14 protein-coding genes are annotated in these 17,050 nt (G+C 55.8%); 9 read left to right on the top strand and 5 right to left on the bottom strand.

Features of this window, described 5'->3' with window-relative positions:
- Positions 1 to 289: 289 nt before the first annotated feature.
- Both RBB82_RS09530 and mltG read right to left on the bottom strand, forming a co-directional pair.
- The gene (locus tag RBB82_RS09530) at positions 290 to 1,174 is read right to left on the bottom strand and encodes a LolA family protein (protein ID WP_433974891.1); all 885 of its coding nucleotides are present in this window, start codon (positions 1,172 to 1,174) and stop codon (positions 290 to 292) included.
- Positions 1,175 to 1,345: 171 nt separating this feature from the next.
- Positions 1,346 to 2,326: an endolytic transglycosylase MltG gene (mltG, locus tag RBB82_RS09525; RefSeq protein WP_433974890.1), complete on the bottom strand. Its 981-nt coding sequence runs from the start codon at positions 2,324 to 2,326 to the stop codon at positions 1,346 to 1,348.
- A 347-nt stretch (positions 2,327 to 2,673) separates the two neighbouring features.
- Between mltG and RBB82_RS09520 the strand changes: the two genes are divergently transcribed.
- Positions 2,674 to 3,153 (top strand): GreA/GreB family elongation factor, encoded by a 480-nt coding sequence (locus RBB82_RS09520; protein ID WP_433974889.1) that lies wholly within the window; start codon positions 2,674 to 2,676, stop codon positions 3,151 to 3,153.
- Positions 3,154 to 3,234: 81 nt separating this feature from the next.
- Positions 3,235 to 3,870, top strand: a complete 636-nt coding sequence (locus RBB82_RS09515; protein ID WP_433974888.1) for a CDP-alcohol phosphatidyltransferase family protein — start codon at positions 3,235 to 3,237, stop codon at positions 3,868 to 3,870.
- A gap of 23 nt (positions 3,871 to 3,893) precedes the next feature.
- Here RBB82_RS09515 and poxB read toward each other — a convergent pair whose 3' ends face one another.
- Positions 3,894 to 5,630, bottom strand: coding sequence for a ubiquinone-dependent pyruvate dehydrogenase (gene poxB / locus RBB82_RS09510; RefSeq protein ID WP_433974887.1), 1,737 nt, complete (start codon positions 5,628 to 5,630; stop codon positions 3,894 to 3,896).
- Positions 5,631 to 5,712: 82 nt separating this feature from the next.
- Here poxB and RBB82_RS09505 point away from each other — a divergent pair, with 82 nt between their 5' ends.
- The 3 genes from RBB82_RS09505 to RBB82_RS09495 all read left to right on the top strand — a co-directional run bounded on the left by RBB82_RS09505 (position 5,713) and on the right by RBB82_RS09495 (position 11,449).
- A complete protein-coding gene (locus RBB82_RS09505) occupies positions 5,713 to 6,633 on the top strand; it encodes an isoaspartyl peptidase/L-asparaginase (protein WP_433974886.1) in 921 nt (306 codons plus the stop codon).
- Positions 6,634 to 6,730: 97 nt separating this feature from the next.
- Complete coding sequence (locus RBB82_RS09500) at positions 6,731 to 7,438, top strand: endonuclease III domain-containing protein (protein ID WP_433974885.1); 708 nt, start codon at positions 6,731 to 6,733, stop codon at positions 7,436 to 7,438.
- Between the two features lie 282 nt (positions 7,439 to 7,720).
- Positions 7,721 to 11,449, top strand: a complete 3,729-nt coding sequence (locus RBB82_RS09495) for a TonB-dependent receptor domain-containing protein (RefSeq protein ID WP_433974884.1) — start codon at positions 7,721 to 7,723, stop codon at positions 11,447 to 11,449.
- A 57-nt stretch (positions 11,450 to 11,506) separates the two neighbouring features.
- On the opposite strand, the gene RBB82_RS09490 is transcribed toward RBB82_RS09495, so the two are convergent.
- Positions 11,507 to 12,106, bottom strand: coding sequence for a hypothetical protein (locus RBB82_RS09490; protein ID WP_433974883.1), 600 nt, complete (start codon positions 12,104 to 12,106; stop codon positions 11,507 to 11,509).
- A gap of 91 nt (positions 12,107 to 12,197) precedes the next feature.
- On the opposite strand from RBB82_RS09490, the gene RBB82_RS09485 reads away from it, so the two are divergent.
- From RBB82_RS09485 to RBB82_RS09470, 4 genes are all read left to right on the top strand, one after another.
- The gene (locus RBB82_RS09485; protein ID WP_433974882.1) at positions 12,198 to 13,304 is read left to right on the top strand and encodes a nucleoside hydrolase; all 1,107 of its coding nucleotides are present in this window, start codon (positions 12,198 to 12,200) and stop codon (positions 13,302 to 13,304) included.
- A 96-nt stretch (positions 13,305 to 13,400) separates the two neighbouring features.
- Positions 13,401 to 14,195: an NIPSNAP family protein gene (locus RBB82_RS09480; protein WP_433974881.1), complete on the top strand. Its 795-nt coding sequence runs from the start codon at positions 13,401 to 13,403 to the stop codon at positions 14,193 to 14,195.
- A 71-nt stretch (positions 14,196 to 14,266) separates the two neighbouring features.
- Positions 14,267 to 15,172 carry a D-hexose-6-phosphate mutarotase gene (locus RBB82_RS09475; RefSeq protein ID WP_433974880.1) on the top strand — a complete coding sequence of 302 codons (906 nt, stop codon included), beginning with the start codon at positions 14,267 to 14,269 and terminating at the stop codon, positions 15,170 to 15,172.
- A gap of 60 nt (positions 15,173 to 15,232) precedes the next feature.
- Positions 15,233 to 15,835, top strand: a complete 603-nt coding sequence (locus RBB82_RS09470) for a Maf family protein (RefSeq protein ID WP_433974879.1) — start codon at positions 15,233 to 15,235, stop codon at positions 15,833 to 15,835.
- A 31-nt stretch (positions 15,836 to 15,866) separates the two neighbouring features.
- Here RBB82_RS09470 and RBB82_RS09465 read toward each other — a convergent pair whose 3' ends face one another.
- On the bottom strand, positions 15,867 to 17,003 hold the full coding sequence (locus RBB82_RS09465; RefSeq protein WP_433974878.1) for a M20 family metallopeptidase: 1,137 nt from the start codon (positions 17,001 to 17,003) through the stop codon (positions 15,867 to 15,869).
- Positions 17,004 to 17,050 lie beyond the last annotated feature (47 nt).

Raw genomic sequence — 17,050 nt, 5'->3', positions numbered from 1 at the left:
CTGCTTTTGCCGCTGCTTTTGCCGTAGCGGTGCTCTCGCCGTAGCCGTTGCTTTTGCAACTACGACCCACCAGCCCACCACCAACCCTAAAAATAAATCCGAAAAACGTGGCGCATTTTTCGCCCCCGAAAAAGTGTGCGCTAAAGCACCACGTTCACCACGAAATCCACCACGTTTTCACCACAAAAACACCACAACAAAGCACGCGTTTTTCTAAAAAACCCCTGTAAAAACACCATTCCACCGCGCAAAAAAAATCCGCGCGCAGCATCTCAAAAAAATCCTGAAACTAGTCCATGGTTTTGATCGGAACGGTATCGGGAATCCTCAACTCGAACTGATCGTCCTCGAGCTTCTGATTCAGTGTCAGCTTCGTGATCGTCACGGTCAGGCTGTACTGGTCCTGAGGCCGCACAATCACGATCTTCATAGGAAAGGGAGTATCCCCGAACTTCTGGTAGTTGCTGTAGAAAGCCCGCGTCACCACCGTCCCTTCCGGACCGTAGATATCTTGCTGATAAGGCAGCAGATTTGTGCGGCCTACATGAATCACGCGTACGGTATGTGCAATCTGCCCCGCAGGCTGAGCCAGAAACTCGAGATCGTAATCCGGCTCCTCAACCAGGTCCTTCTTATCTTTTTCATTAGTCAGAATTCGCGTATCCTGCGTCAGCGAAACGACTTGGTCAGGGCGAAGACCATGCACGAGAAGCGAATCGAAGATGACCGCAGGGCGCAGGTTTTCAAGCCCATTCTGCGAAGGCTTGGTCACCTCGCTCGTCCCCTTCATTGCAAGATGCTCCCTGGGAATCCAGATCTTCCAGTTCTTTCCGTCGCTGACCATATCCAGCGCCTGCGAGCCAAGGATCGGCACCCGCAGAAGAACCCGCAGATCCTGAGGTTTTCTAAGGAAAATGTAACCGCTGAAGCTCGGATACCGGGTCTCGTGACCCTCCCGCCCCCCACCCTTGGTAACGGCAATCTCCACCGACGCGTTAATGGTCTGGATTCCATCAAAGCGTGCGCTCACCTGCGTCAGGAGTTGGTCCAGCGTCGCATCCAGAACCACGTCTGCAGGACGCGTCTTCGGAACGATGCGAGTGTGCGTCAGGCAGCCGGTCAACGCCGGAGCCAGCCCAAGCAAACTCACAGCGACCGCTTGTTTTATCCTCATGAACACAAACTTCAAGTATATCTTTCCTCGCATGGACCATCGCCCGCAAACCATGACGGGGCACCATCCACACCATCTTGCTATACCTATACCTCTTTGATGTTTGCGAGTTCGACCGCGCTTCTCATAGTTTTCGTGGCGAACCACCAATGGCGGGCCTGGTGAGACTAGCTACTTTTGCGCGCTACGATATGCCTGAACATTAGCGTTATGCTCTTTGAGCGTAGCGGAGAAACGGCTATGGCCAGCCGCATCGCTCACAAAATAAAGGTAATCGGTCTTCGCCGGGCGCATAGCCGCGCGGAAAGCGGCTAATCCGGGATTGCAAATAGGCCCGGGAGGGAGACCGGCATGTTTGTAAGTGTTGTAAAGAGAGGGAGATTGCAGGTCAGAAGCGTAGATGGTCCCGCGCCAACGATTCTCGAGCAGCGCCGCATAGACGACCGTCGGATCGGTAGCCAATGGAATTGACTTAGCCAGCCGATTCGCAAAAACTCCCGCAACAAGGGGCCGTTCAGCGTCGTGGCTGACCTCTTTTTCGATCAAAGAAGCCATCGTCACCGTGCGCGCTACGTCACTGGTAAGCCCAAGCTGAGAGGTCTCTTGGTGAAAGCGCCGCACCATGGCCGAAAGGATCTGAAGCGGCGTAACGTGTCGCGAAAACTGGTAAGTATCGGGAAACAGGTAGCCTTCGAGAGACTCCGGCTGAGGGCCGCCAGGGGGCTGCCAGGCCAGAATCAGCTCTGTATGCTGACGTTCGGCCGCCAGGAAGGTATCACGCTTCCCCAGGCCGGCCGCCTCTACCGCCTGCGCGATGTCGAAGATGTTGTACCCCTCGGGAATGGTCAACGCCTGCGTGTAGACGTCGCCGTGGAGCAGTCGCTCATAGACGTCAATCATAGGAACAGGGTGATCGAAGCGGTACTCCCCGGCTTTCAGCGTGCCGTGCTTGACCAGACGGAGGAGATCGAAGCCATATTGGCTGCGAATAATCCCACTGTTCTCAAGCTGAGCCCCAATCGCTTCAGTTCCCGTACCAGGAGGAATATCGATGAAGGTCTCGGATGATCGACCATAAGGCCGATAAATGACGCTTGCGGCGACAGCCGCTCCAACCACTAAAAGCAACATCAGGGTCGCGAGAAACTTCAAATCTGGGCCTCCGTCATGTGTATACCTCGGGCCAAAATCAGGTGGAAAGGTGTCAGGCCCGTCGACTCACGTCATTCATTTTACGGCTGGCCGTTCACTCCCGACCGCCACGCTCAAATCGGGGTGAAACTACAAAGGAGTCGACAACCAAGATCGGGTCGTGGTCGATTTTTCAGTCTTTTATCAAGATTCCGGACGTCTCCTGCATAGAAGATCCCAGCAGACAGTGGCTTGTTCGGAGACCCGGATAGCTGCTTTGCAGACCAGCCATCGTATAATCGTATTTTCACCTCAGTGTGCTGCCGCACGAGCATCTGCGAGCACGTTAGTACCATTCGGAAGGCCCCATGCCAGAACAAGTAAAAAAGAGGCTTGCAGAAGAGATTAAGTTGCTGGAGCACGAACTTACAACCGAACTCCCTGCAGAGATCAAAAAGGCCGTCGCACTCGGCGACCTGAGCGAAAACGCTGAGTACCACATGGCTAAGCAACGCCAGGTCTTCGTCAACGCCCGTCTCGGGCAGTTGAAGAAGCGGATGGGCGAACTCGCCATGGTGAACCTGGTCAATATTCCGACCGACAAGGTTGGTTTTGGGTCGCATGTCACCGTCTTCGACTCCAGCAAGGACGAAGAGATCAAGTATCAGCTCGTGACGAGCGAAGAGTCCGATGTTGCGAAGGGGCTTATTTCGACGACGTCTCCGATTGGTCGCGCTCTCCTGGGCAAACAGGTCGGCGATATCGCGACCGTCATCACTCCGAACGGCAAACGGGAGCTCGAAATCCTCAAGCTGCTCACCATCCACGACGTAGCCGAAGAGGTCTAAGGGCACGCCTTCGGTAGCGTTGGCGATGTGTTATCAAGGAAGCGGTAAAAAACGGGGCAATCTCCCCTGAGGACAAGTTTTTTGACCTGGACAAGCGCATTCGGCAAAGGCAGCGGCTGGCTGCTGCAAAAGATCGTCAACGGCCTCGCGCTGACCCGCATCTCTCCCAATGCGCTTACGTTCATCGGCCTGGTTATCAACATCATCGCCGCCTGTTTCTTCGGTTTCGCTCGCCCGAACAACGCGAACCGCATGTTTCTGTATGCCGGTCTGATCATCATTGGAGCTGGCGTCTTCGACATGGTCGACGGACGCGTGGCGCGCAAAACCAATCAGGTCTCAGTATTTGGCGCGTTCTTCGATTCAGTGATGGATCGCTACTCAGATGTAGCTATCTTCTTTGGCCTGTTGATCTACTACGCACGCGGCAACCGCCTTTTTTATGTGGGGCTGGTGGCCTTTGTGATGACAGCGTGCGTCATGGTGAGCTACACACGTGCACGCGCCGAGGCCCTGATCGGTACCTGCAAAGTGGGTTTCATGGAGCGACCCGAGCGCATCGTCTGCGTGATTCTGGGCGCGTTATGCAACCGTTGGGGAGTAATGGCGCCCGCACTGTGGGTCCTTGCGCTGTTTGCCACGCTGACTGTTATCCACCGTATCCGGTACACCTACCTCGAGACGGAACGCCGCAAAATCATCGCCCAAACGAAGTAAGCAAAGCAGTTGCGTCGCCTGCACTAGGAAAGTATCCGCTGAATCACGTTTGTTTTCGCAAGTTCGACGATCTCGTCGCCGCGTCCGCTGAAGACACTTCGCGCCATGTAAAGGGAGAATCCCTTCATCTGGTCGAGACTGATGTGCGGCGGCATAGAGAGTTCCAGCCGATTTACCATCACCTCAATCAGCGCTGGACCGGGTGTGGCGAAGGCGGTTCGGACAGCGGATTCGAGGTCGTTGGGCTGATCGACGCGAACGCCATGAATGCCGATCGAGTTGGCGAGGGCTGCAAAGCTTGGATTGTCCAGGTCGGTGGCATAGGTGACGATGCCTGCGGCCTTCATCTCCAGTTCGACGAATGCCAGTGCGCCATTGTTGAAGACAACCATCTTGACGGGCAGTTTGAGCTGGCGAAGAGTCAGCAGATCACCGAGCATCATGGCCAAACCGCCGTCGCCCGATAACGTAACCACCTGGCGGCCCGGGAACGCCGTCTGTGCACCGATAGCCTGCGGCACTGCGCACGCCATCGAGCCGTGCGAGAAGGACCCGAGCAGACGTCGGCTTCCGTTCATGGTGAGATAACGTGCTGCCCAGACCGTAGGCGTGCCAACGTCGCAGGTAAAGATGGCATCCTCAGCTGCGAGTTGATCGACAACTCTCGCCACGTATTGCGGATGGATGGGAGTCTTGTTCTCGTCTGCACGAGCCAACTCTTCAAGACCTTCGCGGACCTTCTTGTAGTCCCTAACCTTCGCATCCAGATGGGTGCGATCCGTCTTTGTTTCGAGCAGGGGAAGCAGGGCCGAGAGAGTGTCTTTGATGGAGCCGATGAGACCGAGGTCGACCTTCGTCCGCCGGCCAATCTGGTTGCCGCGAATGTCGATCTGAATGACCTTCGCATGCTTTGGAAAAAACTGTGTATAGGGGAAGTCGGTTCCCAGCATGAGCAGAACATCGCAATCTTCCATGGCATGGTAGCCGGAGCTAAAGCCGATCAGTCCGGTAAGACCAACGTCGAAAGGGTTGTCGTACGTGATGTATTCTTTGCCGCGGAGCGCGTGCACGATGGGCGATTTGAGCGCGTCGGCAGCGGCGATGAGTTCAGCATGAGAGTTTTTGCAACCCGCTCCGCCTAGTATGGTGACTTTCTTACCCGCATTGAGGATCGCAGCCGCCTCACGCAGTTCTTCATCGTTAGGGCGGATCAGCGGCTTTGCCATCTTCATCGGCAGCACGGAATGGTCATCGGGCGCGTTGTGCAGCAAGACGTCTCCAGGCAGCACGATGACCGCGACACCGGACATGTTGATGGCGGTGCGCATGGCGATTTCGAGTACGCGGGGCATCTGCTCAGGGACGCCGACCATCTCGCAGTAGTCGCTGCACTCCTTGAAAAGGTTCTGCGGATGGGTCTCCTGAAAGTAATTGCTGCCGATCTCAGAACTGGGAATGTGCGCGGCGATGGCGAGCACGGGCACGCGGCTGCGATGACAGTCGAACAGACCATTGATGAGGTGGAGATTGCCTGGCCCGCAACTTGCCGCACAGACGGCAAGAGAGCCCGTAAGATGCGCGTCGGCCCCGGCGGCAAACGCCGCGACCTCCTCGTTTCGTACGTGAACCCATTCGATTGTGCCGTCCCTGCGAAGCGCATCGGTGAAGCCGTTGAGGGAGTCTCCCGGAAGACCATAGACGCGTTTGACTCCAGCGTTCTTCAAGCTTTCAACCATTACTTCCGCGATTGTCTTCGACATAAGCTCCTCGATTCGGCTGACAACATGATGGTGTGGTTTGGTTAAGTACGGATGAAACGAAATCCCGTAGACTTGAGATGCAATGAGTCTGCAACCAGTTTTGTTAATTCACGGCGGAGCCTGGGCGATGCCCGACGACGCCATCGCCGCCCACGAAGCTGGCATCGCAAACGCGCTGGCCACAGGCTATGCCCTTCTCGAAAAAGGTGCCACCGCAGTCGATGCCGTAGAGGCTGCGGTCGCCGTTATGGAAGATGACGACACCTTCGACGCCGGGCGCGGATCATTCCTCACGCAGGATGGCCGGGTTCAGATGGATGCTCTGTTGATGAACGGTGAAAACCTGCGAACAGGCGGAGTGGCGTGTGTTGAACGGCTACGAAATCCGATTCGTGCAGCACGGCTGGTCCTGGACAAGTCCCCGCATGTGTATTTTGTCGGCACGGGAGCGGAAAGATTTGCACGTCAACACGGAATGGCGCTATGCGACAACATGGATCTGGTGGTGCGGCGCGAGCAGGAGCGACTCTATAAGGCCCAGTCCGACGAACTGGCTGGATTGCCTGACGAGACCTTCTCGGGAAGTCTGGAGTCGCACGACACGGTAGGGGCAGTTGCGCTCGACATCCATGGCAATATCGCTGCCGGAACCAGTACGGGGGGCACTCTAAACAAAGCCCCCGGACGGGTTGGCGACTCTTCTCTGATCGGTTGTGGCTGCTATGCGGACAATCTTTCGGCGGCGGTCTCGTTGACGGGCTGGGGCGAGCCAATTATGAAGCTCGTCCTGGGTAAATGGGCCGTGGATCGTGTTGCGGCAGGGGCCAGTCCCGACGAAGCAGCCCATGAAGCGATCAATTATTTGTTCGACCGACTGGGTGGGCACGGGGGCATCATTCTTCTAGGGCCGGATGGCCGTGTGGGGCTGGCGCACAATACACCACGAATGGCATGGGGTCTACAAACTCCTTCAGGAAAGCAACTCGGCATCACTCGTAACTGACTGCCGGTTTAATCCGTAAATTAGTTTGTTGACGATGCGCAGCGCTCGGACGGCATTGTCGGACCTTAATCCAGGTAAAAGAATAAAATTGCATGTGATGCGAGTCACGCCGCTCTTCCCCGACACACGATTGGTCGAGATTCATGGCCGTCTTCTGGCTCGCTATGGTCAGCCCGCCGCGCGTGACGTCTGGGATCCGCTGAAGCAGTTCATCTATTCGCTGCTGTCGTCTCGAACCAAGACAGAGGTGTCGCATGAAGTGGTGCGACATCTCGAGATAAAGTTTGAGAGTTGGGAAAAACTTCGAGACGCATCGATTCCGGAGATCGAAGATGCAATTCGTGCGATTACTTTTCCAGAGCAGAAGGCGGTTCATCTCAAGCGGGCGCTGGAGCAGATCACTCAACGGTGTGGCACGCTTTCGCTTGATCTTCTGAAGAGCTATCGCACAGATAAAGTCCGCTCCTGGCTGGAGCGCTTCGACGGCGTCGGAGCAAAGACCAGCGCCGCAATAGTAAACTTCAGCACGCTGCGACGGCGCGCGATCTGTGTCGATAGTCACCACCTGCGCGTGACCCAGCGACTAGGCTTAGTGAGCAAGAGCGCGGATGCCCGCGCGACGGAAGATCGCCTGATGGAGATGGCGCCCGCTACATGGTCTGCAGAAATGCTTGACGAGCACCACACCCTCATCAAGATTCACGGGCAACAGACATGCACCTTTGCTGAGCCGAGGTGTCGCACCTGCCCGCTTCTCGATATCTGTCCGACGGGAGCCAAAACCGCGAATTCTCAGGGTAAATAACGGGATAATAGGCGGTGACCAGATCCAAGTTCGCCCTTCTTCACGGCAAGAAATTGCGGTGAAACAAAAAATATGGACGGATACAGGACGACATCAACAAGCTCAACAAAACAAGCCGCGTTGGTACGGCCTCTCCGGGAGAATCGCCCGAGTATCCCTGCCGGGTTGGTTTCCCCTTGCCTACTGAATGGTCATTCATGTAGAACATCGCGTCAACAAAGTTATCAGTTGGGCCGTCGCCAATAGGGTCGGGCTCTGCTGATCGCACAGGGAGCACCACCCATGATCTATCGCAAATCGCGGCTATTCCTCCCCAGCTTTCTAGCCGCCGTTCTTTTACTGGCGGGTCTTTTCTCCGCAACGCTGCAAGCTCAGAACATCTCTACGGCCCAGCTCAACGGCGTGGTTCATGACCAGACCGGCGCTGTCATTGCCAACGCCTCCGTTACCATCTCGGACGAGTCGAAAGGCTTCTCTCGCACCACAATCAGTGACGGCCAGGGAAACTACCGTCTGCTGCTGCTTCCTCCAGGGTCATATACCGTCAAGACCACGGCTCCTGGTTTCAATACAGTCATTAGTAAGAACGTAGTTCTTACTACGGGTGAACAGGGTGAGCTGGCACTTACCCTTTCGGTAGGCACGACACAGATCGTCACTGTCAGCTCTGGCGCCGACATTATCGAGACGCAGCGCAGCTCTCAATCCACTACCGTCGATCAACTACGCATCGAAAATCTGCCGACGAACGGCCGCAACTACATCAACTTCACCCTCACCAACTCACAGATCGCTCGCGATGCTGCGCCTTCAATTGGCGCCATCCCGACCTCGGGCCTGAACTTCGGCGGCGTTCGCGCCCGCTCTAACTCCATCAATATCGACGGTGCGGATGCAAGCGACTACCTCTCCGGCGGCACGCGCACAACGGTCTCGCAGGACGCAGTCCAGGAGTTCCAGATCATCACGAATGGCTTCGATGCAGAGTACGGTCGTGCATCGGGCGGCGTGGTAAACATCATCACGAAGTCGGGTACCAACGCCACGCACGGGAGCGCCTATGGATTCCTGCGCAATCGGTACATACAAGCCACCAATCCATTTTCGACGGTCTACCAACCTGCATACACACGGGTCCAGGCGGGCTTCACCATCGGCGGTGCTCTGATTCCCGACAAGACGTTCTATTTCTTCTCAACCGAGATCACGCGACGTCAAGAAACGGGCTTCTCCGATATTGGTTCCAACAACTTTGGACTGACCAGTATCGATGTCAGTCGCTTCTATGGAGCTCCGACTGGTGCACTCACAGTGCTGGGAACGCCGGAACAACAAGCATTCCTGCAGAATCCAGGGGTTCCTGCGAATACGCCAGGAATTCAGAGCTACATTGCTCTGGTCGGCTCTGGATCATCGCTCGCAACTACTGGAAAAAATCCAGCCTTCCTACAGCCCAGCATCGGTGTCAGCAACTTCGTAACCTCTGGGACGCAGACCGCGACGACGTTTATTCCCGGGCAAGCTGCGCCTGTCTCCTTCGTTCCGCTGAACAGCCTCATCGGCAACTTCCCAATCTCGGAGAAGACCGAGGTTTATTCGCTGCGTATCGATCACAAACTCACGAACAATCAACAGCTCGTCTTACTTGGCAGCGCCAGCCCCAGTTTCATCACCGGCATTCAGGAAAGTGCTGCAAACCAAAATCTCGGCGAGAACTCCTTTTCACGAACTGCGACGCAGCGCCTTCACGACTGGGCGATCAATGCGCAGGACACAATGGTATTCGGGAACAACAAGGTGAACGAGCTTCGCTACCAGTTTGCCCGGCACCCCGTTCTCTTTGCCAATAGCAACTCAACCGGAGGGGACAACACAGCGGTCAATATTCCCGGCTTCGCTTATTTCGGTAAGACGCCATTCTCCATCGTCAACAGCATTCAGGACCAGAATCAGTTGCAGGACAACTTCACGTACACCCACGGACGACACACCATCAAGACCGGCGTCGATCTGCGCTACATCCCTGTGAACATCGTGCAGGGGCAGCTCTACGGAGGTGGCGACTACACCTTCGCAGCGCTCAACTCCACCGACGTATCTCCTGCGCTTGCCGGTCTCCCTGGCTTTTCTCCAATCCAGGCATATGGTCTCGGCATCCCCCAGTCTTTCGTACAGGGAGTCGGTGACACCGCTCAGAAGTACACGGTAAAAGCTCTTGGCGCGTTCCTGCAGGACAGCTGGCATATGACGAGCAGGATGACCCTGAATCTAGGTGTTCGCTATGACGTCGAAGCCTTCCCGACGAAACAAGCGCTCAATGCCAACACCGAAGCCGCCGAACAGCTCTATGGTATTCGCGAGGGTATTCGCCTTCAGGCTTCAAACGTAGCCCCGCGTATCGGTATTGCTTACGACCTTCGTGGAGACTCGAAGACGGTTCTTCGTGCCAACTACGGCCTCTTTTATGACCGGGCACCCGGCAACCTTGAGGCGCAGTCCATCGGATTCAATTCAACGACAGTTCCGCTGGTGATTCTCGCAGGCGGCCTGCCCTGCGCGACGACGAGCCCTGCCGCCGCCGCAAGTCCATTGAATCTCAACGCAACCAACACCTTCCAAGGCTCTCTGGGCAACGCAAACTGCTTAGGCGCCAGTGCCGCAGGAGTCAATTTTCTGGCGAGCCAGCAGCGCTTCGACACGAACAACACCAACTCTCTCTTCATCAATCAGAACTTTCTTGCAGCAGGCTTCCCTCTCGCCATTCTTCCCTCCGGTCTGCCCGCAGACCTCTACTTCAAAACTCCTTACGCGCAGCAGATATCGTTCGGTATCGAGCAAGACCTCGGGCGCGATATGTCAATTAACGTCGCGTATAACTCAACCGGCGGCCGCCACCTGAATCGTCCAATCAATGTCAATCCGGTGAATGCTCAGCTCCTGACGGCAAACTGGCGTAACGCTGTGAATGCTGTGAAAGCAGGAACTGCTGCGCCGGCAACTGCCAGCCCGACTTCGAGCCCGCTGACCGTCGCAACCGCTACCGGGGTCAACCCCTGCGGAGTCGGCCCAACAGGTCCATACGTCGCTCCCCCACTACTTAATTTCTTTCGCAAATCCGGCCTCAACATGTCGCTTGCTCCATTTCTCGCAAACCCGGCAGTCGGTGGCGGACCGTGCGTTGCACTTGCCAGTCAAATCGCAAACGCCGACGGCATCGGCGTGGGCGTTCCGGTTCCTTTCGGCGACATGACACCCAACCTGACAACTGGAACCTCGAACTATAACGGTGTCAGTGTTAATTTGAAGAAGCGATTCGCCTCGCAATACGAGTTCCTCGTCAGCTACACGTTCTCGCATGCAATCGACGATTCAACTGACGTCGTCTCGAACTCTGACGCTCCCCAAAGCAACTTCGCTCCGAACGCCGAACGAAGCAACTCAACCTTCGATCAGCGTCATCGCTTTGTTCTCTCTGGTGTCTACAACTCCGGCCAGCTTGGTGGCTCGGGCTTTGTTCCGAAAGTCTTCTCAAATTTCACACTGGCGCCGATCTTCGAAGTCTCATCAGGTCGGCCATTCAACATCCTTACAGGAACCGATACCAACTTTGACTTCGATCCACTCACCGACAGGCCGAATGCTGTCGCACCCACCAGCGGAGCGACAAGTTGCGGAACAACCCCTGTTCTATCCAAATACTCGCCGACGGGCGCATTCAATCTTCCTTGCTACGCCGATGCTCCCGCCGACGCCGGGCCAGCCAGCAACTACTACGCCGGAGATCTGGGTCGCAACGTCGGCACAAAACCATATACCGTCTTCACTGACCTCCGTATTGCGCGCGCCTTCATGTTTTCGCACAACATTGCACTGCAGGCCACAGTCGACATCTTCAACATCATCAACAAAAACAACACACTAGATGTAAACCTCTTATACACAGCAGCCGGCACCCCAACCGCAGCGTCCGACCCACGCCAATTCCAGTTCGGAGCCCGCATCTCTTTCTAGCCAGCTGCAACTCCATGCCGCTTCTGCGCCGAATTAGATGACGCATCGCCGCGGATCTCAGTCGACCTTGAGATTCGCGTCCGCGTCCATCACCAGCGATCCACCCTCCACCAGCAAAGAATGCAGCTTCAGCGAATCAAGTGACAACGCATACCCCGTAGTCTCGGTCGAACGGCTCAGGAGTTGCCGCATCAACACCGCAGCGTTCACCTTCATCTGCGCAGGAAGTTTATGGCTCATAAATGGAGCCAGAATGAAGTTCAACTCTTTCGACTCACTAAGCCGTTCAATCCGCGCATCTCGAAAGCCCATGCTCTCTTCCTCTGCGTCAGGAACCAGTGAGACGTCTGTATCGGTGGTCAGTGAGACCCCGATGCAGACTCCATGAACGGCAGTGCCGATCTTCGATCTCGCATGAACGCGGACTACGACCCGATCCTGAACAAAAGTCACATGCGGTGACTCAGCGTAGACGTAACAGGCGGAGTTGGCGTCGCCTCTGATGTAGTAGCGTCCCTGGGGGCCATTGAAGAGCTGCGCGCGCAACGTGCGTTCAAGCGCCTGGGAAGAGACTTTAACTTCGATCGCGGAGGCAGCGCGGACACCATAAGACAAAGTTGCAAAGACGAACAGCAGGCGAAGCGAAGGTAGACGCATGATGTTTAAGCATAACGGCTGATCAGCGCAACAGCGGACAGATTCGCAGCGTTGGTCCGTTTCCGCCATTGGCTGATACTCTGTGCAGATCATGCTCCGAAGACTTGTCTCCTTCTGTCCCCTGTTGCTCTGCGCCATGTTGCCGGTGCTCGCAAGCGCCCAGGCCAGGCGTCTGGTTCTTATCGATCAGGATGGATCCGGTCCCGCCGGCTCCAATCAGATGGCGATGATGGTGCTCTTACAGTCTCCGCAAGCCGAGGTGCTCGGCATCACCATGGTCAGTGGAAACGCATGGGAGCCGGAAGAAGTTCAGCACACGCTGCGCATGCTTGAACTCATCCATCGAACGGATGTTCCAGTTGTTCCAGGCGCGGTCTTTCCGCTCGTGCGCACCGAGCAGGAGACGAAGCTTGAACAGCAGCTCTATGGCACTTTTCCCTGGTACGGCGCATGGGGCGACCTCGGCGCGAACACCAGCCGTCAGGCGTATCACGGTCCCTATGTCATGCCCAAACTTGAGGAGGGCGAGCCCACCATCAAGCCATCTACAGCGGAGGATGCGGTTCACTTTCTCATTCGGCAGGTGCATGCACATCCGCACCAGGTTACGATCTATGCCGCCGGCCCTCTTACCAACATCGCACTAGCAATCTCTATCGATCCCCACTTCGCAGAACTCACGCAGGGCATTGTGATTATGGGCGGAAGCCTCGCTCCGAAGACCGACGATCCCGAGTTCGCCAACAACCCGCGCCACGAGTTCAACTTCTGGTTCGACCCCGAGGCGGCACATATTACGCTGCGCGCACACTGGCCGCGCATCGACCTCACGACCGTCGACATCTCTATAAAAACCTCCTTCACAAAGGAGATGCTGAAAGACATCGCTGGCTCGCCAAACCCCGCTGCCCAGTACCTCGCCAAATACACAGGCGAGTTCTACTACCTTTGGGACGAACTCGCTGCCGCAGCGTGGCTCGATCCAGCGATCATCACCAAAGAGCAGCAGCTGTACGTAGATGTCGACCTAACGCGAGGGCCGTTTTATGGCGATACGCTTTCGTGGACTGCAGCCAATAAGCCGGCGCTCGATGTGCAGCTAGTTCATGTTCAAACTGATCTCGATCTCTCGAGGTTTAATAAACTATTTATCGAACTTATGAAGGCACCTCCTCAGATCGTCTCTGCAGTGAAGTAAAAATTTGCCGCGTAAACCGATTCGGAAGCCATGCGTTGTATTCTGCAATGGAGTTCGTTTGAACAGCGTTTTGGTTTCATACGACCAGGAGGCCCGATGGAAAGGCGTGAATTCTTGACTGCATCTCTTACAGCATCCGCTCTTGCTTTGGCGAATCAAGCCACAGCGCAGACCAGCTCTGGACGCTCCCGCGAATACTACGAAATCCGGAAATATCATCTGCAGACCGGACCGCAGATTAAGATCACCGAGAGTTACATATCGGACGCGTTGATTCCCGCGCTGAATCGACTCGGCATTGCGCCTGTCGGGGCCTTTCATCTCGACATTGGCCCTGAGACTCCGACGCTGTACCTTCTGCTGCCATCCACCAAACTCGAAACATTGGTGACGGCAGAGCTGCAACTCGCGCACGACGAGGCATTTATGAAAGCCGCCGAGCCATTCTGGAATGCGCCCGCAATCGCCCCAGCCTTTCAAAGGATTGAAAGTTCGCTCCTGATCGCATTCGAAGGTTGGCCGAAGTTGACCACTCCAGCCGCGACTGCAACTCACGGCAAGAGAATCTTCCAACTTCGCACCTACGAGAGCCCAAGCAGTCAGGCGCACGTCCGCAAGGTTGAGATGTTTCACCATGGAGAGTTCGAGATCTTTCAGAGTGCAGGCTTTGGCCAGGTCTTCTATGGAGACACGTTGATAGGCCCCCGAATGCCGAACCTCACCTACATGCTCAGCTTCGCCGATATGAACGACCTCAACGCGAAATGGGATGTCTTCCGCTCAGACCCAGCGTGGAATAAGCTAAAAAGCTCACCACGGTACAACTTCGAAGAGATCGTGAGTAACATATCGAACCTGATACTGAGTCCAACCACCTACTCGCAGATCTGATTTGATGGGCGGCCAACTGTTTAGGTCATGTACATATTCTTCCAACGCGCTTCGTCTAAACTAACTTCACAATGGATCTCGCCCAACTCAACGAACACTTCGGTCTTCCTGGCGTTCTTGCATTTGACGCCACTGCGTCTGGTCTTATCAAAGCTGAGATTACGACTCCGCAAGCGAACGCTACCGTCTACTTGCAGGGCGCACATCTCGTAGCGTGGCAGCCCGCAGGCCAGCAACCCGTGATCTTTACGAGCCGCAAAACGGAACTCGCGCCCGGCAAAGCGATTCGCGGTGGCATCCCTGTCTGCTTCCCCTGGTTCGCGGCGCGCCACGATGGCAAAACCGGGCCATCCCATGGCTTTGGACGCATTCAGGACTGGACACTCGCCTTCGCCGCACTCGCCGGGGATGACCTTCACCTTACGTTTACGCTGGGTCCAACCGAGATGAGCCGAGGATTAGGTTTCGATCACTTTCGAGTGGCCTATCAGCTCATCATCGGTCGAACCTTGACCGTGCAACTGACAGTGGCCAATGATGGCGCATCGCCTCTCGTCTTTGAAGAGGCACTCCATACCTACTACAAAGTCGCCGACGTCCACGAAATAAACGTCACCGGCCTCGAAGGCGTGACCTACCTAGACAAAAATGACCTTCTGCAGGCAAAGAAGCAGGATGGAGCGATTTCGATTACAGGCCCTACAGACCGCGTCTACCTGAACACCACAACCACCTGCATCATCCACGACACGGTGAGCAAACGACGTATTCATGTAGCGAAGACGAACTCAAACACCACGGTTGTCTGGAATCCGTGGGAGTCCGGCGCAAAGAAGCTGGCGGATATGGATCCGACTGAGTGGCATGAGTTTGTCGCCGTCGAGACCGTAAACGCAGCGGAGGATACCATCACGCTTGCTCCCGGCGCGAGCCACACGATGCAGGCTCACATCTCGGTGGAAGGCATTTCAGCTTAGCCTTGGCCGTCTGTTGCTGGACTTGGCGAATGGAGAGGCTGCCGATACTCTCAGAGAGTGATGCTCATCCTAGCTTCCGCTTCGCCTCGCCGCCACGAACTACTTGCACAGGCCGGTCTCAAATTTAAAATTGCCGCTGCCAATCTCAATGAGGATCTTCTTGAGAACGAACCCGCTGCTGCCTATGTCCAGCGGCTCGCAGAGGAGAAGGCCCAGGCAGTCTGGAATGCTCACGAATCGTTAGATACCCCGGAGGATCCGCTCGTAGTTCTTGGTGCGGACACCTGCGTTGTGGCCGATGGCCACATACTGGGCAAGCCTACCGATACCGCCGACGCTCGCAGGATGTTAACGCTGTTGAGCGGACGAACCCATGCGGTGTTAACCGGCATTGCTGTCGTCACCAGCACAAAAGTACTCCGCGACCTTGACATCACACAGGTCACCTTCAACTGCGTCACCGATTCGGAGATTGCGCAGTACATCGTCAGCGGCGAGCCACTCGACAAGGCCGGTGCATACGCGATTCAGGGCTATGCGGCGCGTTGGATTCCGCGAATCGAAGGTTGCTACTTCAATGTGGTCGGGCTGCCTATCGCACGTACGATCGCTCTGCTGGCCGAAGCCGCGCCTGGCGCCGCACCCGCTCTTGTTGAATCGTAGTTTCGTGATCCGGTAGTTTCGTGATCTGGGCCTACTCGATGCTGGCAATCATCGCTGCCAGCAAGGCCGTCCGAGGCACAAGATGCTCGATGACTACCGATTCGTGAGCCGCATGAGCCCCATCGCCAACCGCACCCATTCCGTCGAGCGTCGGCACACCCAGTGCTGCGGTGAAGTTGCCGTCTGAGCCGCCGCCGGTCGCTGCTTCCTCAAGGGAAAAGCCAAGTTCAGCTGCAAGCCGACGCGCTTTTTTAAATAGAGCAATCGTCCCAGCTTTGCGCTCCATGGGAGGCCGATTAATCCCTCCGGTGATCGTAAGCTTGCACTTCGGATCAGAGACCTTCAGGCGCCGGAAAAGTTTTTCGACGTATACGGCATCGCCAGCTTTTGCGATTCGCACATCGACCTCGGTAAAGGCGTGTGAAGGGACTACATTTGACCGCGTTCCACCAGCGATAACACCACAATTTACCGTCAATTTGCGCTCTAAATTGGTGAAGTTTGAGATGGTTTGAACCAATTTAGCCAGCTCTAGCACTGCAGAATGACCACGCTCAAAGTCCACTCCGCTATGTGCTCCAACTCCCGTAACTTCAACATGGTATTGGCCTACGCCCTTTCTGGCCGTCTTGTAGGCCAAGCCCTGAGCCGGCTCTAAAACCAGCACCGCAGCCGATTCAAGGGCCAAACGCTCCGTAATACCCCGCGAAACAGTGCTCCCAACCTCCTCATCGCTATTCAGCAAAAGGGTGACGGATCGTTCCAAGTCCAACTCACGTAAGGCACTTAGGGCTGATAGAGCCATGACAATCCCAGCCTTCATATCGAGTACACCGGGCCCCCAATAACGTCCCTCAGCAACGCGCCAAGGCATTGAAGCTAACGTTCCCATGGGCCATACGGTGTCGAGATGGCCAAGTAGGAGGACGGGCTTCTGCGCTTTGTGAGAGCTACCAAAACGTAGCTCTAGGATGTCGCCGAACGTGGTTTGTTTGTGACGTTTAATTCTGGTTCCTATTGCCTCAGACCAATTTGCCGTGAGAGCCATCGCCGCGTTAACCGCTTGCCGGTCTTCACTTGGGGACTCCTGCCGAACCAGCTCCTCGAGAGTCGTTCGAATGGAGACGTTTCGTTTTTCGATCTGGTTATAAATCGCGGCGACATCCATGGACGGATCTTATAGCAGACAAAGGCATTAGTTTCGGTATTGCCTGA

Origin of the sequence: Tunturiibacter lichenicola (assembly GCF_051013355.1) — a bacterium.
Classification (GTDB): Bacteria; Acidobacteriota; Terriglobia; order Terriglobales; family Acidobacteriaceae; genus Edaphobacter; species Edaphobacter lichenicola_F.
The sequence above is the reverse complement of the archived record's forward strand: the minus strand, read 5'-3'. Positions and strand labels throughout refer to the sequence as shown.